This is a genomic window from Aeromonas dhakensis (genome assembly GCF_000820305.1).
Taxonomy (GTDB): Bacteria; Pseudomonadota; Gammaproteobacteria; order Enterobacterales; family Aeromonadaceae; genus Aeromonas; species Aeromonas dhakensis.
In genome coordinates this window covers 44,183-62,138 of sequence record NZ_CDBH01000069.1, presented here as the reverse complement: position 1 = coordinate 62,138, position 17,956 = coordinate 44,183, and the positions used below count along the sequence as shown (strand labels likewise).

The window sequence follows — 17,956 nt, the reverse complement described above, 5'->3', positions numbered from 1 at the left end:
CCTACTTATGTGCGCTGGATCAGGAAGGACATCATGCCGTCCACCGCCGAGAGAACCTTGGAGTTCATCTCGTACACCCGCTGGGCCTGGATCAGGTTGACCAGCTCTTCGGTCACGTTGACGTTGGAGGTCTCCAGCATCCCCTGCTTGATCACCCCAAGCCCGTCCGTGCCGGCCACCCCCTGAATCGGGGCACCGCTGGACTGGGTCTCGACGAACATGTTCTCCCCCATCGGCTGCAAGCCGGAGGCATTGACGAAGTCGCTGGTATTGATCTGGCCGATGACCTGGGAGGCGCCATCCCCCTTGAGCTGTACCGAGACCTGCCCATCTTCCCCAATGGTGACGCTCTGGGCGTTTTCGGGGATCTGGATCTCCGGCTGCAGCGGATAGCCGTTGCCCGGCGTGACTATGGTCCCTTCATCGTTGAGGGTGAACTGGCCGTTGCGGGTATAGGCGGCGCTGCCGTCCGGCAACTGGATCTCGAAGTAGCCGCGGCCGCTTATCATCAGATCCAGCGAGTTGTCGGTGGTCTGCACGTTGCCCTGGCTGTGGTTCTTCTGAGTGGCCACCACCTTGGCACCCGCCCCCAGCATCAGGCCGGAGGGGAGCTCGGTGTCGGCCGACGAACGACCGCCCGGCTGATTGATGTTTTGATAGAGCAGATCCTCGAAGATGGCCCGGGATTTTTTGTAACCCACGGTGCTGGCGTTCGCCAGGTTGTTCGAGGTAACCGAGATATTGGTCTGCTGTGCATCCAACCCGGTCTTGCTGATCCAGAGTGCAGGGTTCATGTAAAACTCCTTGGTTAGCTGATACGCAGCAGCTGGGTTTGGGCCTCGTCATTCTCTTCCGCGGTCTTCATGATTTTGACCTGGGTTTCGAACTGACGTTGCAAGCGAATAAGGTTGGTCATTTCATCGACCACGTTGACGTTGCTCCCCTCGAGGGAGCCGGCGATGAGGCCCACATTGGCCGACGCAGCTTCATTCTGGCCATCCTTGCGACGGAACAGGCCATCCTGCCCCTTCTCCACCGCATCGGCCGCCGGGTTGACCAGCTTGATACGCTGGTACTCCTCCGGCAGGTTGGGGGCGGCCCCCTCCGGCCGGCCGCTGATGGTGCCGTCCCGGTTGATTTCGATCTTCTCCATCGGCAGCGGCAGCACGATGGGCTGACCGCCGTCGTCCACCACGTTCAGGCCGGTGGAAGTCTGCAGATTGCCGGTGGCACTGAGCTGCAGGTTACCCATGCGGGTATAGGCTTCACCGCCCTTGGGATCCTGCACCGCAATCCAGCCCGGGCCGTCGACGGCAACGTCAAGATCCCGACCCGTGGTCATCAGCATGCCGTGCTGCAGGTTCTGCCCCGGCCGCTCCGCCATGGCGAACACCCGGGTGGGCAGCCCTTCGCCAAACGCCTGCATGCTGCGCGCCTGCTCGAAGTCAGACTTGAAGCCGGTGGTGTTGGCGTTGGCCAGGTTGTTGCTTCGAACAGCCAGGCTGTTCATGCTCTCCTTGGCCCCGGACATGGCGATGTATAGCAGGTGATCCATGGGATCCTCCGTCAAACTGATGACTCTGACAGAGGAACTGCAATTTGAATGCCAATCCCCATCAAGCTTGTCAGTTACCGCCGCAATCACCCCCAACAACAGGCAATAAAAAGGGGCGCCGAAGCGCCCCTTGTCGTGCATGCAACCAGACTTAACGGATCTGCAGTATGGTCTGCTGCAGGGAGCTGTTCACTTCCAGCGAACGGGAGTTGGCCTGGAAGTTGCGCTGCGCCGTGATGAGGTTGACCAGCTGGGAGGTCAAATCCACGTTGGACTGCTCCAGCGCAGAGGACTTGATGCTGCCCAGGGTACCCGAATTGGGGGTGCCCGGCAGCGCATCACCTGAGAGCAGAGACTGGCGCCAGGAGGTATCGCCGACCTGGGTCAATCCTTGCGAGTTGGCGAACTTGGCAAGTGCCACCATGGCAACCTTCAACGTGGTCGCATTGCTGTAGGTCGCCGACACAATGCCGTCCGGCGTGATCTCCACCTTGGTCAGATTACCGACAGTGGCGCCATCCTGGGTCAGCTTGGTGACGTTGAAAGGCGAGCTGTATTGCGTCACGTCACCGAGACGGATCTCCAGTGTCTGGGTGGGGTCGGCACCGTTGGTGATAATCCCGGCCGCAGTACCAAGCGTAACGGTTTTGATCGGATCTGCCGGAACGGTCAGCGCTGTATCCAGTTTGCCACCGGAGGTAAACGTCATCTGGACGCCGGTGGGGACACCTGCGGCCGGGCTGGGTGAACCACCAGCGATGTCGATGGGCTTGTCCCCCTCATACATGTACATGCTCCAGGTACCCGGGGTCAGCGGTGTTCCCGGGGCAGCCGGATCCTCGTGGCGGACAAAATACTTGGTGATCACGTGGGGGGCACCCAGCGAATCATAAATCGTCACGGAAGTTGAGTGTGCAAAGGTGGCGGAGTTGGTGTGATCAAACGCGGCGGGTGACGTCGGTTTGGTTTTCGACTCGATACTCAGGTTGAAACTGGCTTCCACCAGCTCGGTCATTTTGGGCTCGCCCGCCCGATCCGGAATTTGAATCGGCTTGGTGGCGTTGATGCTGACCGCCTTCGGTGTCCCATCCGTGTTGATTTCATAACCTTGCAGATAGTTGCCCTGATTGTTGACCATATAGCTGTTTTCATTCAGCTTGAAGGCACCAGCCCGGGTAAAGGTACGGTCCAGGTTGGTCAGACCGTCCGACGTCACGAAGAAGCCGTTGCCCTGGATGGACAAATCAAGGGCGTTGTTGGTGAATTGCAGCGCCCCCTGATGGAACTGCTGCGCCACCGCTCCCGTTGCCACACCGTTGCCGACCTGGGTCTTGGCATTGACGAAGATGGAGTTGGCGTAGACGTCCGCAAACTCGGCACGAGACTCTTTAAAGCCCGTGGTATTGACGTTGGCAATGTTGTTGGCGGTAACGTTCAGATCTTTTTGTGCCGCGTTGACACCGCTCAAGGCATTGTTAAATGACATATCCAGCTCCTTAGATCGATGCTGTTGGCGTGGTGGTTGATGGTGTTTTCACCGTACCTGCAATCTGCAAGATACTGTTCAAGCTTGTTGTACCGAGGCCTTTCAAATTGAGCTGGGTCGGATTGCTTGCCGAACCCAGGATCACGCTGTCGACCTTGCCGTAGGCAAAGATCGGCACACTCTCCGACTTACCGTCCACGGTACCGTTTGCCTTGAGGGTGTATTTGCCCTCTTTGGCCGGGTTTCCGTCCTTGTCCTTGCCATCCCATACAATCTCGACGTTGCCCTTCTGGTCACCTTCCAGCGGAAACTCCTTGATGACCTGTCCGCTCTCGTCTTCGATGGTGATCTTGACGTTCGAATACTTGTTTTCTGTGCCCACTGCGACCACACCCGGCAAAGAACCATCTTTTTCCAGGTAGCCGACGTTGCTCTGCAGCAAGACGTTTTGCCCCACCAGTGCCGATGCCTGCAGCGCCTGGCTGGAGGTCATCAAGGTATTGAGGCTGCCAATCTGGTTCGACAGGCTGCTGATCCCCTGGGACGTCGACATGGACGTCATCTGGGAAAGCATCTGGGCGTTGTCCACCGGTTTGAACGGATCCTGATAGGAGAGCTGCATGGTCAGCAGCTTCAGGAACGACTCCTGATCCAGCTCCTTCTTCGGAGTGGTGGTCGTGCCCGTGGTCTGGGTGGAGGTATAGCCAATACCGTTCACACCACTGGTTGTATCTGCCATTTATGCGTCCCCCTGTCAGGACTTGCCGAGGTTGAGCGTCTGCTGCAGCATCTTCTTGGCAGAATCGGCCACCTGCACGTTGGTTTGATAGCTGCGCGAGGCGTTGATCATGTCCGCCATCTCTTCCACCATGTTGACGTTTGGCTTGAAGATGAAGCCATCCTTGTCTGCCATGGGGTGGTTGGGGTTGTACTCCTTGAGCAGAGGGGCATCGCTCTCGACAATGCCCTTCACTTCAACCCCGGCCGACGCCTGTTTGTCCGACATGGCCTGATCCAGCTGGGCGGCAAAGATTGGCCGCCTGGCATGGTAAGTTTTTTCCACGCTGGAACTCACGCTGTCGGCGTTGGCCATGTTGCTGGCTACCGTGTTGAGTCGAACAGACTGTGCACTCATGGCCGAGCCTGCAATGTCAAAGACCTTGAACAAACTCATCACTGTTCTCCTTTCAAGGCCTTCAGCAGGCCACTGATCTTGCTGTTCATAAATTCAAGGGAGGTCTGGTATTCAAGGCTGTTGCGCAAGAACTCGCTGCGCTCCTGCTGCACGTCCACCGTGTTGCCATCACCGGTATCCGGCTGCAGGGGATTGCGGTACTGCGTCACGCCGGGCGCATCCATCTGCAGGGCAAAGTGCTTCTCGCTGGTCGTGGCAAGGCCGAAGCCCTGATGTTGCTGGGCCTCTTCCAATGCTTGCGAGAAGTTGATGTCTCTGGCCTTGAAGCCAGGGGTATCCGCGTTGGCAATGTTGCTGGACAACACCTCGGCACGCTTGGAGCGAACGCTCAGCGTGTATTGATGGATACCAAATGCCTTGTCGAATGAAATTGCCATAGCACACCTCCTGCTTGAGAAATTATTAGCAAGAGGTGTGCCAAAGAGGGATTTAAGCGGGGATCATTTAACCTTGTAGACGATGCCGGGGTTGCAGCGGATCATCTCGAACCTGTCGGTCAAACCGGCCAGCGACTCGGAAGCCCCCAACATCAGGTAGCCGCCAGGATTGAGGCTGGCTGCAAACTGGTTGAGGATCTTGGACTTCACTTCCGGGGCAAAGTAGATGAGTACGTTGCGACAGAAGATGATGTCAAACTTGCCAAGCAGGCTGTAGCTCTCCAGCAGATTCAAGGGCCGGAAGGTGGTCAATTTTCTGACACGCTCCACCACCCGCATCTTGTTGTCACCATGGGGTTCGAAGAACAGCTTCTTGCGCTCGGGCGACAACCCTCGGGCCAGTGCCAGGCTGTCGTATACCCCCTCCTTGCACTGATTGAGCATGGTGGTCGAGATGTCCGTCCCCACGATCTGGACGCCACCTGACAAGGTACCGGGCTTCTTCATCTGCTGTTCCAGTGCCGTCATGGCGATGGAATAGGGCTCCTGTCCGGAGGAAGAGGCCGCAGACCAGATCTTGATGGGCCGACCGCTCTTGCCCAGTTCGGGAAAGATCTTGTCGGTCAGCAGCTGGAAGGGATAGGTATCGCGAAACCAAAGGGTCTCGTTGGTGGTCATGGCATCAACCACTGCCATTTTCAGGTCACGCTCACGCACACTCATCGCTCGAGTAACCAGATCAGACAGACTCTCAATACCAAACTGAGTCATCAAGGGTGAAAGCCGACTCTTGACCAGATACTGTTTGTTGTCACCCAGCACGATTCCGCTCTGTACCGCCAGAAAATTGCTGAATTGTTTGTATAAGTCGTCCGAAAGTGTCTTCATGCAGTTTGTTCTTCTTGATTAGAGTGCGCCTTGTACGGCCTTGGCCAATTCATCCGGCTGGAATTTGGCAATGAAATTGTTCGCACCAACTTTCTGCACCATGGCCTGATTGAACACCCCACTGAGGGATGTGTGCAGAATAACATGTAAGTCCTTGAGATTGGGATTGTTGCGGATCTCTGCCGTGAAAGTATATCCATCCATCTCCGGCATCTCGATGTCCGAGATCACCAGGGCGATCTGATCCTTGATGGGACCGTTTTTGGACATCTCCAGCAACATGTTGAGCGCTTCGCGTCCATCCTTGGCCAGCACGCACTGTACCCCGATGGCTTCGAGGGCGCGCTGCACCTGCTTGCGGGCCACAGAAGAGTCATCGGCCACCAGCACCGGTCGGCCCAGGGTCGGGTGTTCTACGCTGGCCTCCACCAGCTCCTGGCTCACTTCGGTCGACACCGGCGAAATCTCGTTGAGGATGCGCTCCACGTCCAGGATCTCGACCAGCTCCCCATCCACCTCGGTGACGGCCGTCATGTAGTTGATGCGCCCAGCCCCTTTCGGCGGTGGCAGGATGGATTCCCAGTTCATGTTGATGATGCGCTCGACCGAGTGCACCAGAAAGCCCTGAATGGAGCGGTTGTATTCAGAAATGATGATGAAACACTTGGTCAGATCCTCGATAGGACGCTTGCCCATCGCCATGCTCAGATCTATGACGGAGATCGTCTGGCCACGAATGTGGGCCACCCCGCGAATGCAGGAGTTGAGCTTGGGCATGACGGTCAAGGGAGGACACTGCAACACTTCACGAACCTTGAATACGTTGATGCCAAATCTTTGACGTCCGTTGAGACGAAACAACAACAATTCCAGCCGGTTTTGCCCCACCAGCTGGGTACGTTGGTTGACCGAGTCCAGGATACTGGCCATAAACACTCCCTAAAAACGCTTGGCATTAATCATGCATGCGTGTTGGCTTGCGTCAGACTGTCGATGTCACTACGAACGAATTCTGAAGCAAGCATAGTTAAATATGGTGATATACGTGAACAACTTATCGGCCTGCGAGCGAAAATGATTAGTAGACTTTTCCTCACCTTACTGCTGTTTTGCGGCATTTCTCACGCCACGGCATCCGAGGTGACCAGTTACTTGCAAGAAAAGGCGCAGGAATTTGTGCTCGGCCAGCTCGATGTCCCCCTCGACGCCCAGGCACAGGTGCAGGCCGCTTCCATCGATGAACGTCTTCCCCTGAGCCGCTGCGAAGAGCATCTGTCCATCACCCTGCCCGCCAAGATGGAGATCCGCCGCAATACCACCGTCTACCTCAAATGTGAGGAGGAGAAACCTTGGGATCTCTACCTGCCGGTGCGGATCAGCATACAGAAGCCGTATGTGACCGTCTCCACGCCGGTGGCCAAGGGCGACATCCTCAGCGAGAGCGTGCTGACGCAGGCTTACCAGGATCAGACCCTGATCCGCGGCGACTATCTCAGCGATACCACGGCCCTCATCGGCGTTCGCAGCAAACGGGAACTCAAGCCGGGCCAGCCCATCCGGCTCAGCCAAGTCTGCGTCGTCTGCAAGGGTGACCAGGTGACCCTCAGCGCAGAAAATAGCAGCATGCAAATCAAAACCATGGCCCGAGCCTTGCAAGATGGCAGCTTCGGAGACATGATCAGGCTCGTCAATATCCGGTCAGGCAAAACGGTGCAGGGAAAAGTCAACGCAGTTGGCTCCGTGGTGGTCACCTTCTGAGTATTTTCGGATCACTTTTTTTCTAAAGTTATGACGGCAGCCACCGATAAACAGGTAAGCGAACAGCAAAGCAGGCGAAGGTAAACACTATGGCTATTAACAATATCAACAACTTGGCGAACAATCGGTTGCAAAATACCGGTAGCAGCCAGGGTGCCAGCACCAAACCAGCGACCTCGTCCTCCGACAACCGTGCGGCGGCCGTCAAGACCGACTCCGTCTCTCTGACCAGCGAGGCGCAGCAATTGCAACAAATGCAGAAGAACCTCAACTCATCCTCCACCGGCAATGAAAGCCGGGTCGAGAGCCTGAAGAAAGCCGTGGCCAATGGTGAATATCGGGTCGACAGCGAAGCTGTGGCCAAGAAGATGTTCAGTTTTGAATCCAACCTCGACAAGTTGCTGGGATGATGGATTTACCTTCGCTGCTGCACACCCAAGACGACTACCTCTCCCAGATGCAGGGCTTGCTGGAGGAGGAGTTCAACCTGCTCAAGCAGCACCAGGCACTGGCGCTGCCCGAGCTGGCAGAGCGCAAGCAGAAGCTGCTTGCCGATATTGAAGAGCTGGACAAGGCCATGGCCCTGCTGCCCGACCTGAAACAGCAACTGAATGCCTATCCCGAGCAGATGCGCGTACTGCGCGAGAAACTAGATGCCTGCCAGGAACAGAACGATCTGAACGGGCGCCTGCTCGAACTCAGCATCGTCTCCAACCGCCGGCTGGCCAGCTACCTGAGCAAGCTGAGGGATCGCAACTCCCTGACCTATGACGCCAAGGGCAATACCCGCTCCGGTACCCGCTCCATCGGCATCAAGGCCTGACCTCCCCCGTTACGACAGCAGGCTGCCCCGCAGCACAACCATCCTCCCTTCTCTTTTTTACAGCGCCAGCTGTAACAGCACTTCGCTGTCCGCACAGGCGTGAATGCCAAGCACTCCATCCTCGTAGCGGCCATAACTTGCCGCCAGGTTGCCGCGTGGAAAACAGATGGATCCCGGGTTCATCAACACCAGCTCCCCTTCCCGCTGCAGCACGGGCAGATGGGTGTGGCCGCTGATGAACAGGCTGCCGGCGGGCAGCGGCACCGCAGCAGGCTGATAGAGATGGCCATGACTGACGAACCAGCGCCGGCCATCCACCAGTAGCTGGTTGTAAGGGGCGGTGATGGGAAAATCCAGCAGCATCTGATCCACTTCCGAATCACAGTTGCCACGCACCGCCATGATGCGGGAGGCCAGCCCGTTGAGCCGCTCGGCCACGGCCGCGGGAGCATAGCCAGGCGGTACCGGATTGCGTGGGCCGTGATTGAGCAGATCGCCGAGCAGCAGATAGTGATCCGGCTGCCAGGGAGCGAGCTGGTCGAGTACCTGCTCCAGCGCGCTCAGGCTGCCGTGCAGGTCGGAAAGAATGGCTATTTTCATGGCAAGCTCCTTACTGCTGACTGAAGTAGAGATCCTTGGTGGCGATCGCCCCCTTCAGGTTCTGCACCGGCAGGCCGCGCAGGGTGGGATCCACCAGTCGCATCTGGTTGTAGTGATAGACGGGGATGGCCGGTATCTCGTCCATCAGCAACTGCTCTGCCTGGTGGTAGATCCCGCTCCTGGCATTGCCATCCAGGGTATCGGCCGCCTGTTGCAGCAGGCCGTCGAAGGCCGGGTTGCAGTAACCGCTCTCGTTCTGGGGATCCTGGCAGCGGAAGCTGTTGAGCATGGCAGAGGGCTCCACGTAATCCCCAAACAGGAAGGAGCGGGCCAGCATGAAATCGCCGCTGTCTTTGGCCACCTGATAGGCGTTCCACTCCATGTTGTTGAGCGTCACTTCGACCCCCAGCGGCTTCCACATGGCTGCGACGGCCAGCGCCAGCTTCTTGTGATTCTCAGAAGTGTTGTAGGTGAGCGTCAGCTTGAGAGGATGTTGACTGTCATAGCCCGCCTGGGCCAGCAGCGCCGCAGCCCTGGCCAGCCGGGTCGGCTGATCCTGCAGGGCCAGGGGGGAGCTCAGCGCCTCGTAGCCCGGCATGCCGGGCAGCAACGACCAGGCGGGTTGCTCGCCCTGCCCGCTGACCTTCTCGGTCAACAGATGACGATCGATGGTCATGGCCAGTGCCTGGCGCACCCGCACGTCCTGCAGCTCGGGACGGCGCAGGTTGAAGGTGTAGAGGTAGGTGCCCAGCAGCGGCAGGCCCCAGATCCGCTCGGGAGTCGCCTCTCTGGTTTTCTGGTAATACTCCAGCGCCACCTTGTTGGTGAGCTGGATCTCCCCCGCCTCGTAGCGCAGCCGTTCGGCATGCTGGGAGGCGAGCGGCAGATAGGTCACCCGCTGGATCCGGGTGTGGGCATCATCCCAATACTGCACGTTGCGCTCCGCCTCGATGCGCTCGTTCGGTACCCAGTTCACCAGCTTGTAGGCGCCGTTGCTGACCAGCTTGCCGGGCTGGGTCCACTGCTTGCCGAACTGGCTGATGGCCTTCTCGTTGACCGGTACGAAGGGGCGTTGGCTTATCAGTTGCAGGAAGTAGGGAACCGGCCGCTCCAGCGTCACTTTCAGGATCTGCTCGCTCTCGGCTTCCACCCCCAGGGTGTTGAGATCGAGCGCGCCGGCGTAGATGGACTGGGCATTGTTGATGCCGGTTGCCAGCAGCAGGCCGGCAGAGGGGGAAGCCTGGGCGGGATCCAGCAGACGGCGCCAGGCATAGACGAAGTCGGCGGCGGTGAGCGGCTCGCCGTTGGACCACTTGAGCTGCGGGCGCAGGAAGAAACGCCAGACCAGCCCGTCTGCACTGGTCTCCCAGCGCTGGGCCTGGGCCGGTACGATCCGGCCCTGACCATCCTCGCTCACCAGCCCTTCAAACAGGTCCACCAGCACCACTTCACCGGGGAAGCCGGAGCGGATCTGGGCCGGATCGAGGGATTCGGGCTCGGCGCCATTGCCCTTGACCAGGGTCTGGCGATCCGACAACGCGGGATCCTGGGATACCGTGGTCGCCTGCAGCGACGGGGTCAGCAGCAGCCCCAGCAGCAAGGGGGAGAGCCAGCGTGGTGCCGGCCGGCGTACTAAGCGGTAAACCATGACATAAACCTCGTTCAATGCACTTATTTCAGGAAAGGGGGAAGGCCGGCGGCGCGCCTGGATACGAATGCATGATGCCGCGCTTGTTATCCCCGAAGACGCCCCGTATTGTATCGGGCTTGCCCAAGAGATGGAGTCTCTCGGGCTATTTTTTTCAGGAGTTTTTATGGGGTATGAGTGGCTGGCGCTGGCAGCGGCCAGTTTATGGGCAGTGGCGGCCCTGATTTCCGTCAAACCGGCTCGTCATCTGGGGCCATTTGCCTACAGCCGCTGGCGGATGTGCCTGGTCAGCCTGATGCTCGGCAGCATGAGTCTCTTGACCGGCGGCTGGCATACCCTCTCGGGCAGCGCCCTCCCCCTGCTGGCCATCTCGGGCCTCATCGGCATCTTCATCGGCGATACCGCCCTCTACGCCTGCATGAACCGGCTGGGTCCCCGTCGCAGCGGTCTGCTGTTTTCTTGCCATGCGCTGTTTTCCGCGCTGCTCGGGCTCTGGCTGTTCAATGAGCAGTTGACCGGTTCCCGGCTGGCTGGCGCCATGCTGGTGTTTGTCGGCGTCATGCTGGCCATTCTGTTTGGTCGGCGCAGCAGCGGCAGCGAATGGGAGAAAATACGGGGCAGCCTGGCGGCCGGGGTCGCGCTGGGGCTGACCGCCGCCCTCTGCCAGAGCCTGGGGGCCATCATCGCCAAACCGGTGATGATGGGCGGCAACGTCGATGCGGTGAGCGCCTCCGGCGTCAGGATGGGCAGCGCCCTGCTGGCTCACTGTGCCCTGCGCATGACCGGGCTGCCACTGAGCAAGCCGCTGCATCCCATCAACCGTCGCATCTTCGGCATGATAGCCCTCAACGGATTCCTCGCCATGACACTCGGCATGACGCTGATCCTGGTGGCCCTGAAACAGGGGGATGTGGGCATGGTGGCCATCCTCTCCTCCACCACCCCCGTCATCTTGCTGCCGCTGCTGTGGTGGCACTCGGGCGAGCGGCCGTCCGCCGCCGCCTGGGCCGGCACCCTGCTGGCCACCCTGGGGACCGTGCTGGTGCTGGGCGCCAGCGGCCACTGACTCCTGGCGATCAGAAGCGGGCGATTTCGTCGGCGGTCAGCTCGCGATATTCGCCCGGCGCCAGATCGTCGTCCAGCACCAGATCACCCACCCGCTCCCGGTGCAGCCCCACCACCTTGTTGCCGATGGCGGCAAACATCCGCTTCACCTGATGGTACTTGCCCTCGTGGATGGTGAGGCGCGCCTCGCACTCCCCCAGGATCTCCAGCTGGGCCGGCCGGGTCTTCTCGGTTTCGCTGCGCAGCAGCACCCCTTCGGCAAACAGCGCAATGGCATCCGGGCTCACCGGATCGGCCAACCAGACGTGGTAGGTCTTGGCGCACTCATGACGGGGAGAGGTGATGCGATGGGACCACTGGCCGTCATCGGTCACCAGTACCAGGCCGGTGGTGTCGAGATCGAGCCGCCCCACCACGTGCAGCTTGCCCATGGCCGGCTCGTCCATCAGGAAGAACACGGTGGGGTGATCCGGATCCTCGTTGGAGCAGACATACCCTTCCGGCTTGTGCAGCATGAAGTAGCGGTTGCGCTGATCCAGAGTCAGGGTGACGCCGTCGAACTCGATCTGGCTCTGCTCGTTGATGTGGAAGGCGGGCTGCTTGACCACGATGCCGTCCACCATCACCTCTCCCTGCCGGATCAGTTTGCCCGCCAGCGAGCGGGTCAAGTCGGAACAATCGCAAAGAAATTTATCGAGCCGCATGCACAACCTCAGAGTCCATCAAGAAAGGGGCGTCATTATATCGGCCGGGGCCGACAACTCCAGCACTAAGCGCCAAGGCCGGCCAGCATGTCGCCATGACGAACCCGGGCGCCGGTGTTAGACTGCCAACAGAGGGCCTAACGTCACGCATAATAATAATGTCAGGAAGCCGTATGAAGTCGCACACTCCTCATCCCGTTATCCCCGTCAACCAGCTGCAACCCGGCATGTACGTGATCGCCATTACCAGCCAGACCGGCGGCATGGAGATTGCCCAGATGGGGCTGGTGACCACCCGTCAGCAGATCAACGATCTGGTCAGGCGCGGCGTACTCACGGTGCGGGTCGATCTCGCCCGCAGCAAGCTGCCCGGCATCGAGCAGGTCATCTCCCCCCAGCCCGCCGTCTCTGCGACCAGCTCACAGCGTCCCTCCGGCAGTGGCAACGGCGAGGGGCGTGAGCTCAAGATCCGCCGGCTTTATCAGGAGGCTCGCGAGCTGCAAGGCAAGTTCATCCGCCACCTCAAGGCGGGGGAGCCCATCGACATCACGCCGCTGGCGGCAGTGGCCGAGGAGATGGTGGACACCATGTTCACCCACGGCGACGCCATGCTCTGTCTGGCCCGCATTCGCGCCAAGGATGCCTACCTGATGGAGCACTCCATGAACGTCGCCATCCTGCTGGCGAACTTCGGCCGCTATCTGGACCTGGATCGCAGCGTGCTCAAGGAGCTGACCCTGGGCGGCCTGCTGCACGACGTGGGCAAGATCATGACCCCGGACGAGGTGCTCAACAAGCCGGGCAAGCTCACCGACGAGGAGTTTGTGGTCATGCGCCAGCACGTGGTGCACAGCTACGAGATCCTGAGCAACACCCCCGGTATCACCGCCACCATGCTGGAGGTGGCCGCCAACCATCACGAACGGCTCGACGGCACCGGTTATCCGCAGCGGCTCAAGGGCGAGCAGCTCTCGCTCTATACCCGCATGAGCGGCATCGTCGATGTCTATGACGCCGTCACCGCGGATCGGGTTTACAAGCAGGGGATGCAGCCGACCCAGGCCTTTCGCATTCTGCTCAAGGGGATCAACCACCACTTCGATGCCGAGCTGGTCACCAAGTTCATCAAGTGCATGGGGGTCTATCCGGTGGGTACCCTGGTGCAGCTCTCCAACCAGCGGCTGGCCATCGTCATGCAGCGCAATCCCCATGAGCCGCTCAAACCGGTGGTGAAGGTGATCTATCACGGGACCCAACGCCACTACCTCGAGGTGCAGTGGCTGGATCTGGCCAAGAACGGGGTGCAGGAGACCATCGAGAGTACGGTTGATCCCAAGGAGTTCGGCATCAACCTCGCCAACTTCGTCTAGTTGGCGCCCCCTTCCCGCGACCGCTCGACGCAGTGCTGGATGAGGAACTCCTCATCCAGCGGAGACAGATCGAAGCGGATGCAGGCCTCTTCGATGGCACGGATGTCGTGTTGATGGTGCTCGCTGAGCCAGCGCACGGCGCGGCGCAGATCTTCACCGTGGGGCAGCAGGGTATGGTCGCTCATGGGGCACCTCCGATCAGCCATCGATAGCGGCCCGTCACAGTGGGCCCTCTCTTCTAGCTTAGCCCGCCTGCAGCCCCTTCATCATCCGGCCTTCAAACAGGCTCAGGCAAACGCCCGCTGCCAATCCTGATCAAACTTCGCCAGCGCCGCGTCCACCGCCGGCACCCGCAGCAGCTGTTCGGCCACGTCGAGCGGCAATGTGATGGACTGGCAACCCGCCAGCAGGCAGTCAAGCGCCTGGCGCGGAGTGCGGAACGATGCCGCCAGCACCTTGCTCTTCGGCGCGTGCAGCGCCAGCAGCTGTTGCAGCTCCTGCACGGTGGCGATGCCATCGCCCCCCTGGGCATCCAGCCGGTTGACGTAGGGCGCCACGTACTCGGCCCCCGCCACCGCCGCCAGCCAGCCCTGCAGCGGGGTATAGACCGCCGTGCCCAGGGTCGGCACCCCGTTGGCCGTCAGGGTCTTGATGGCCGCCAGCCCCTCTTCACATACCGGGATCTTGATCACCAGGTCCCGGTCCAGCTCACGCAGGGCAAATGCCTCGCGCACCATCTCGGTCTCGGTTTTGGCCATCACCTGGGCAAACAGCCGCGCCTTGGGCCCAAGCGCCTCCCGCAGGGCAGGCAGCAGCTCGGCCAGCGGCATGCCACCGGCAGCGGTAATGGACGGGTTGGTGGTGACGCCGGCCAGCGGCAGGATCCGTGACCAGCGGCGCACCGCAGCCACATCGGCAGTATCGAGATAAAGCTCCATCTCTGACTCCTTAAGGGGATGTGCAATCTGTCGCCATTCTAGCGAGATAACATCCGCAATTTAGTTGATCAAAATCAAATCAACTTTCGAACGAAAGAAAATAGAATGCAAAAACAAAAGGAGGCGGTATGATTTTCGACCTGCAACGCTATTCAACTCACGATGGCCCCGGCATTCGCACCCTAGTGTTTCTCAAGGGGTGCTCGCTGGCCTGTCGCTGGTGTCAAAACCCGGAAAGCCGCTCTCCCAAGCCGGACATACTACTCGACCGGCGCCAATGCATCGAGGGATGCCGGCTCTGCAGCGACGCCTGCCCGGCAATCTTGCGTGACAGCCAGGGTGTCCAGCTCACCCGCTCATCCCTCGGCAATCAGGATGTGGAACGGCTGCGCGGCCTCTGCCCGAGCGAAGCGCTGCAGGTGTGCGGCCGGGAGGAGAGCCTGGACACCCTGATGGCCACCATCCTGCGGGATCGCCCCTTCTTCGAGCGCAGCGGCGGCGGGGTTACCCTCTCCGGCGGCGAGCCCTTCATGCAGCCTGAATTTGCCGCCAACCTGCTGGCCCGCTGCAAGGCCGAGGGGCTGCATACCGCGGTGGAAAGTTGCCTGCACGTGCCCTGGCACCAGATTGAACCCAGCCTCCCCCACCTCGACCTGCTGCTGGCAGATCTCAAGCAGGTGGATGAGAAGCGCTTCTTCGACTGGACCCGCGGCAAGGCCGCCCTGCCCCTGGCCAACCTCAAGCGGCTGGCAGAGCGCGGCGTGGCCATGCAGATCCGGGTGCCGCTCATCCCCGGCTTCAATGCCGACCACGCCTCCATCGAGGCCATCACCCAGGTCGCCGCCAGCCTCGGTACGGTGCAGGAGATCCACTTTCTCCCCTACCACACCCTGGGCGCGGGCAAATACGCCCTGCTCGACCAACCCTACCAGGCCCCCCTGCAGCCACTCGATGACCCGGCACTGCTCGCCTTTGCCCATGAGTGTGCCCGTGCGCAGGGGCTGACCCCGCTCACCCGGGGCTAGCAACACCCCATGGCATCAGCCACTCACTGCCCTATGACCAGAGGATAAGACCATGACCCAGCTCGACCTCACCACCCTGCCCCCGCGGATCCGTGCCCACAAGGAGAGCCTGATCCACATCGTCCAGCCGCCGGTCTGCACCGAGCGGGCCCGCCACTATACAGAGGCCTATCAGGCCCACCTGGCAAGACCACTGCCGGTGCGCCGTGCTCTCGCGCTGGCCCATCACCTCAAGGAGCGCACCATCTGGATCAAGCACGACGAGCTCATCGTCGGCAACCAGGCGAGTCAGGTGCGGGCAGCGCCGCTCTTTCCCGAATACACGGTGGGCTGGATCGAGAAGGAGATCGACGAGCTGGCGGATCGCCCCGGCGCCGGCTTTGCGGTGAGCGAGGCGGACAAGTTGGCCATCCACGCCCTCACCCCCTTCTGGCGCGGCCAGACGGTGCAGGATCGCTGTTACGGCCTCTTTACCGACGAGCAGAAGGGGCTGCTGGAGAGCGGCATCATCAAGGCCGAGGGCAACATGACCTCGGGGGATGCCCACCTCGCGGTCAACTACGAGCAGCTGCTTGCCCTCGGTCTCGACGGCCTCAAGGCCAGGGTGGCAGAGCGGCGCGGTCGGCTCGATCTGGCAGACTGGGCCGATCTGCAGCGCGAGCAGTTTCTGCAGGCCGTCGCCATCACCTTCGATGCCGTCAGCCAGCACATCGAGCGTTACGCCGCACTGGCCCGCGAACTGGCGCTGCAGGAGCCGCGCCCAGAGCGCCGCTGCGAGCTTGAGACCATCGCCCTCAACTGCGCCCACATCGCCCACCAGCCCCCCGAGACCTTCTGGCAGGCACTGCAGCTGTGCTACTTCATCCAGCTCATCCTGCAGATCGAGTCCAACGGCCACTCGGTGTCGTTTGGCCGGATGGACCAGTACCTCTACCCCTGGTATCGCCGCGAGGTGGAATTGTCGGAATCCCTGCCGCGTACCCGCGCCATCGAGCTGCTACAAGGGTGCTGGCTCAAGCTGCTGGAGGTGAACAAGATCCGCTCCGGCACCCACTCCAAGGCCTCCGCCGGCAGCCCGCTCTATCAAAACGTCACCATCGGCGGCCAAAATTGGCGCAATGGCAAGGCCCATGACGCGGTCAACGGCCTCTCCTACGCGATTCTGGAGTCCTGCGGCCAGCTGCGCTCCACCCAGCCCAACCTCTCGGTGCGCTACCACGCCGGCATGAGCGAGGATTTCCTCGACGCCTGCATCCAGGTGATCCGCTGCGGCTTCGGCATGCCCGCCTTCAACAACGACGAGGTGGTGATCCCCGAGTTCATCAAGCTCGGGGTGAGCGAGGAGGATGCCCACCACTACGCCGCCATCGGCTGCATCGAAACCGCGGTGCCCGGCAAGTGGGGCTATCGCTGCACCGGCATGAGCTTTATCAACTTCGCCCGCATCCTGCTGGCGGCGCTCGATGGCGGCCGTGACGCCACCACCGGCAAGGTCTTCTTGCCCCAGCCCCAATCGCTGCGGGACGGCACCTTCGGCCACTTCGATGAGGTGATGGCCCGCTGGGACGAGCAGGTGCGCTACTTCACCCGCAAGTCCATCGAGATCGACTGCGTGGTCGACAGCGTGCTGGAGGCCCAGGCCCACGACATCCTCTGCAGCGCCCTGGTGAATGACTGCATCGAGCGCGGCAAGACCATCAAGCAGGGGGGCGCCGTCTATGACTGGGTCTCCGGCCTGCAGGTGGGGATCGCCAACCTGGGCAACAGCCTGGCGGCGCTGAAGAAACTGGTGTTCGAGCAGGGGGTGGTGGATCAGTGCGAGCTGGCCGAGGCGCTCGAGCAGGATTTTGCCGGGCTTGAGGGCGAGCAGCTGCGCCAGCGCCTCACCAATGCAGCTCCCAAATATGGCAACGATCTGGACGAGGTCGACCTGCTGCTGGTGCAGGCCTACCAGAGCTACATCGACGAGCTCAAGGGGCTGCACAACACCCGTTTCGGCCGCGGCCCCATCGGCGGCACCTACTATGCGGGTACCTCCTCCATCTCGGCCAACGTGCCGTTCGGTGCGGCCACCATGGCCACCCCGGATGGCCGCCACGCCCGCACCCCGCTGGCGGAAGGGGCCAGCCCAGCGTCGGGCTCGGATCGCCTCGGCCCCACGGCGGTGTTCAACTCCCTCGGCAAGCTGCCCACCCCGGCCATCCTCGGCGGCGTGCTGCTCAACCAGAAGCTGAGCCCGGCCAGCCTCGAGAGCGAGCGGGACAAGGCCAAGCTGATGAGCCTGCTGCGCACCTTCTTCGAGGTACACAAGGGGTGGCACGTGCAGTACAACATCGTCTCGCGGGAAACCCTGCTGGCCGCCAAGGCCCATCCCGACCAGTATCGGGATCTGGTGGTGCGGGTGGCGGGCTATTCGGCCTTCTTCACCGCCTTATCCCCCGATGCGCAAGATGATATCATCGCCCGCACCGAGCACAGTCTCTGACGGGCCCCACCAGGGGCAGCTGTGCCCCATTATGACCGG

The 17,956-nt window shown here is 61.0% G+C and carries 20 protein-coding genes; 7 read left to right on the top strand and 13 right to left on the bottom strand.

The genetic code is table 11. The annotated features are described in order from the left end of the window. Positions 1-5: 5 nt before the first annotated feature. The 8 genes from flgG to BN1143_RS20260 all read right to left on the bottom strand — a co-directional run bounded on the left by flgG (position 6) and on the right by BN1143_RS20260 (position 6,431). Positions 6-794, bottom strand: a complete 789-nt coding sequence (gene flgG / locus BN1143_RS20295; RefSeq protein ID WP_005302762.1) for a flagellar basal-body rod protein FlgG — start codon at positions 792-794, stop codon at positions 6-8. Between the two features lie 14 nt (positions 795-808). Next, positions 809-1,555, bottom strand: a complete 747-nt coding sequence (gene flgF, locus BN1143_RS20290) for a flagellar basal-body rod protein FlgF (RefSeq protein WP_005302763.1) — start codon at positions 1,553-1,555, stop codon at positions 809-811. A 151-nt stretch (positions 1,556-1,706) separates the two neighbouring features. After that, complete coding sequence (gene flgE, locus BN1143_RS20285) at positions 1,707-3,041, bottom strand: flagellar hook protein FlgE (protein ID WP_005302764.1); 1,335 nt, start codon at positions 3,039-3,041, stop codon at positions 1,707-1,709. 10 nt (positions 3,042-3,051) lie between these two features. Beyond that, positions 3,052-3,780 (bottom strand): flagellar hook assembly protein FlgD, encoded by a 729-nt coding sequence (locus tag BN1143_RS20280; protein ID WP_017765626.1) that lies wholly within the window; start codon positions 3,778-3,780, stop codon positions 3,052-3,054. A gap of 15 nt (positions 3,781-3,795) precedes the next feature. Continuing rightward, positions 3,796-4,215: a flagellar basal body rod protein FlgC gene (gene flgC / locus BN1143_RS20275; RefSeq protein ID WP_005302766.1), complete on the bottom strand. Its 420-nt coding sequence runs from the start codon at positions 4,213-4,215 to the stop codon at positions 3,796-3,798. Next, on the bottom strand, positions 4,215-4,613 hold the full coding sequence (flgB, locus tag BN1143_RS20270) for a flagellar basal body rod protein FlgB (RefSeq protein WP_005302767.1): 399 nt from the start codon (positions 4,611-4,613) through the stop codon (positions 4,215-4,217). Before flgB ends, flgC begins: the two co-directional genes overlap by 1 nt. Before the next feature lie 63 nt (positions 4,614-4,676). Next, positions 4,677-5,501 (bottom strand): CheR family methyltransferase, encoded by an 825-nt coding sequence (locus BN1143_RS20265; protein WP_042051978.1) that lies wholly within the window; start codon positions 5,499-5,501, stop codon positions 4,677-4,679. Positions 5,502-5,519: 18 nt separating this feature from the next. Further along, entirely contained in the window at positions 5,520-6,431 is a 912-nt protein-coding gene (locus BN1143_RS20260; protein ID WP_005302769.1) for a chemotaxis protein CheV, read from the bottom strand. A gap of 222 nt (positions 6,432-6,653) precedes the next feature. On the opposite strand from BN1143_RS20260, the gene flgA reads away from it, so the two are divergent. From flgA to BN1143_RS20245, 3 genes are all read left to right on the top strand, one after another. After that, on the top strand, positions 6,654-7,259 hold the full coding sequence (gene flgA, locus BN1143_RS20255; protein ID WP_010633464.1) for a flagellar basal body P-ring formation chaperone FlgA: 606 nt from the start codon (positions 6,654-6,656) through the stop codon (positions 7,257-7,259). Positions 7,260-7,348: 89 nt separating this feature from the next. Beyond that, positions 7,349-7,669 (top strand): flagellar biosynthesis anti-sigma factor FlgM, encoded by a 321-nt coding sequence (gene flgM / locus BN1143_RS20250; protein WP_042051976.1) that lies wholly within the window; start codon positions 7,349-7,351, stop codon positions 7,667-7,669. After that, positions 7,666-8,082, top strand: coding sequence for a flagella synthesis protein FlgN (locus BN1143_RS20245; protein WP_010633463.1), 417 nt, complete (start codon positions 7,666-7,668; stop codon positions 8,080-8,082). The genes flgM and BN1143_RS20245 overlap by 4 nt, the downstream gene beginning before the upstream one ends. A gap of 57 nt (positions 8,083-8,139) precedes the next feature. Here BN1143_RS20245 and yfcE read toward each other — a convergent pair whose 3' ends face one another. Beyond that, positions 8,140-8,682: a phosphodiesterase gene (gene yfcE / locus BN1143_RS20240; RefSeq protein WP_017765628.1), complete on the bottom strand. Its 543-nt coding sequence runs from the start codon at positions 8,680-8,682 to the stop codon at positions 8,140-8,142. A 10-nt stretch (positions 8,683-8,692) separates the two neighbouring features. Further along, entirely contained in the window at positions 8,693-10,330 is a 1,638-nt protein-coding gene (locus tag BN1143_RS20235; protein ID WP_026139196.1) for a peptide ABC transporter substrate-binding protein, read from the bottom strand. A gap of 166 nt (positions 10,331-10,496) precedes the next feature. On the opposite strand from BN1143_RS20235, the gene BN1143_RS20230 reads away from it, so the two are divergent. Continuing rightward, a complete protein-coding gene (locus tag BN1143_RS20230; RefSeq protein WP_042051974.1) occupies positions 10,497-11,396 on the top strand; it encodes a DMT family transporter in 900 nt (299 codons plus the stop codon). Between the two features lie 10 nt (positions 11,397-11,406). On the opposite strand, the gene rsuA is transcribed toward BN1143_RS20230, so the two are convergent. Then, a complete protein-coding gene (gene rsuA, locus BN1143_RS20225; protein WP_017765630.1) occupies positions 11,407-12,099 on the bottom strand; it encodes a 16S rRNA pseudouridine(516) synthase RsuA in 693 nt (230 codons plus the stop codon). A 173-nt stretch (positions 12,100-12,272) separates the two neighbouring features. Here rsuA and BN1143_RS20220 point away from each other — a divergent pair, with 173 nt between their 5' ends. Beyond that, positions 12,273-13,469 (top strand): cyclic di-GMP phosphodiesterase, encoded by a 1,197-nt coding sequence (locus tag BN1143_RS20220; RefSeq protein WP_005302778.1) that lies wholly within the window; start codon positions 12,273-12,275, stop codon positions 13,467-13,469. Here BN1143_RS20220 and BN1143_RS20215 read toward each other — a convergent pair. Both BN1143_RS20215 and fsa read right to left on the bottom strand, forming a co-directional pair. Continuing rightward, positions 13,466-13,654, bottom strand: a complete 189-nt coding sequence (locus tag BN1143_RS20215) for a hypothetical protein (protein WP_010633458.1) — start codon at positions 13,652-13,654, stop codon at positions 13,466-13,468. The genes BN1143_RS20220 and BN1143_RS20215 overlap by 4 nt on opposite strands. 102 nt (positions 13,655-13,756) lie before the next feature. Then, the gene (fsa, locus tag BN1143_RS20210) at positions 13,757-14,407 is read right to left on the bottom strand and encodes a fructose-6-phosphate aldolase (protein WP_042051972.1); all 651 of its coding nucleotides are present in this window, start codon (positions 14,405-14,407) and stop codon (positions 13,757-13,759) included. 128 nt (positions 14,408-14,535) lie between these two features. On the opposite strand from fsa, the gene BN1143_RS20205 reads away from it, so the two are divergent. Continuing rightward, entirely contained in the window at positions 14,536-15,432 is an 897-nt protein-coding gene (locus tag BN1143_RS20205; protein WP_042051970.1) for a glycyl-radical enzyme activating protein, read from the top strand. 52 nt (positions 15,433-15,484) lie between these two features. Further along, on the top strand, positions 15,485-17,917 hold the full coding sequence (locus BN1143_RS20200; protein ID WP_042051968.1) for a formate C-acetyltransferase/glycerol dehydratase family glycyl radical enzyme: 2,433 nt from the start codon (positions 15,485-15,487) through the stop codon (positions 17,915-17,917). Positions 17,918-17,956: the final 39 nt, after the last annotated feature.

Excerpts from the sequence above, each read along its gene's own strand:
- flgM (WP_042051976.1), top strand. The coding sequence starts at position 7,349 with ATGGCTATTAACAATATCAACAACTTGGCGAACAATCGGTTGCAAAAT.
- BN1143_RS20235 (WP_026139196.1), bottom strand. The coding sequence starts at position 10,330 with ATGGTTTACCGCTTAGTACGCCGGCCGGCACCACGCTGGCTCTCCCCC.
- BN1143_RS20200 (WP_042051968.1), top strand. The coding sequence starts at position 15,485 with ATGACCCAGCTCGACCTCACCACCCTGCCCCCGCGGATCCGTGCCCAC.
- BN1143_RS20265 (WP_042051978.1), bottom strand. The coding sequence starts at position 5,501 with ATGAAGACACTTTCGGACGACTTATACAAACAATTCAGCAATTTTCTG.
- BN1143_RS20245 (WP_010633463.1), top strand. The coding sequence starts at position 7,666 with ATGATGGATTTACCTTCGCTGCTGCACACCCAAGACGACTACCTCTCC.
- flgB (WP_005302767.1), bottom strand. The coding sequence starts at position 4,613 with ATGGCAATTTCATTCGACAAGGCATTTGGTATCCATCAATACACGCTG.
- flgE (WP_005302764.1), bottom strand. The coding sequence starts at position 3,041 with ATGTCATTTAACAATGCCTTGAGCGGTGTCAACGCGGCACAAAAAGAT.
- BN1143_RS20220 (WP_005302778.1), top strand. The coding sequence starts at position 12,273 with ATGAAGTCGCACACTCCTCATCCCGTTATCCCCGTCAACCAGCTGCAA.
- BN1143_RS20260 (WP_005302769.1), bottom strand. The coding sequence starts at position 6,431 with ATGGCCAGTATCCTGGACTCGGTCAACCAACGTACCCAGCTGGTGGGG.
- flgG (WP_005302762.1), bottom strand. The coding sequence starts at position 794 with ATGAACCCTGCACTCTGGATCAGCAAGACCGGGTTGGATGCACAGCAG.
- rsuA (WP_017765630.1), bottom strand. The coding sequence starts at position 12,099 with ATGCGGCTCGATAAATTTCTTTGCGATTGTTCCGACTTGACCCGCTCG.
- BN1143_RS20215 (WP_010633458.1), bottom strand. The coding sequence starts at position 13,654 with ATGAGCGACCATACCCTGCTGCCCCACGGTGAAGATCTGCGCCGCGCC.
- BN1143_RS20280 (WP_017765626.1), bottom strand. The coding sequence starts at position 3,780 with ATGGCAGATACAACCAGTGGTGTGAACGGTATTGGCTATACCTCCACC.
- flgC (WP_005302766.1), bottom strand. The coding sequence starts at position 4,215 with ATGAGTTTGTTCAAGGTCTTTGACATTGCAGGCTCGGCCATGAGTGCA.
- fsa (WP_042051972.1), bottom strand. The coding sequence starts at position 14,407 with ATGGAGCTTTATCTCGATACTGCCGATGTGGCTGCGGTGCGCCGCTGG.
- BN1143_RS20230 (WP_042051974.1), top strand. The coding sequence starts at position 10,497 with ATGGGGTATGAGTGGCTGGCGCTGGCAGCGGCCAGTTTATGGGCAGTG.
- yfcE (WP_017765628.1), bottom strand. The coding sequence starts at position 8,682 with ATGAAAATAGCCATTCTTTCCGACCTGCACGGCAGCCTGAGCGCGCTG.
- BN1143_RS20205 (WP_042051970.1), top strand. The coding sequence starts at position 14,536 with ATGATTTTCGACCTGCAACGCTATTCAACTCACGATGGCCCCGGCATT.
- flgF (WP_005302763.1), bottom strand. The coding sequence starts at position 1,555 with ATGGATCACCTGCTATACATCGCCATGTCCGGGGCCAAGGAGAGCATG.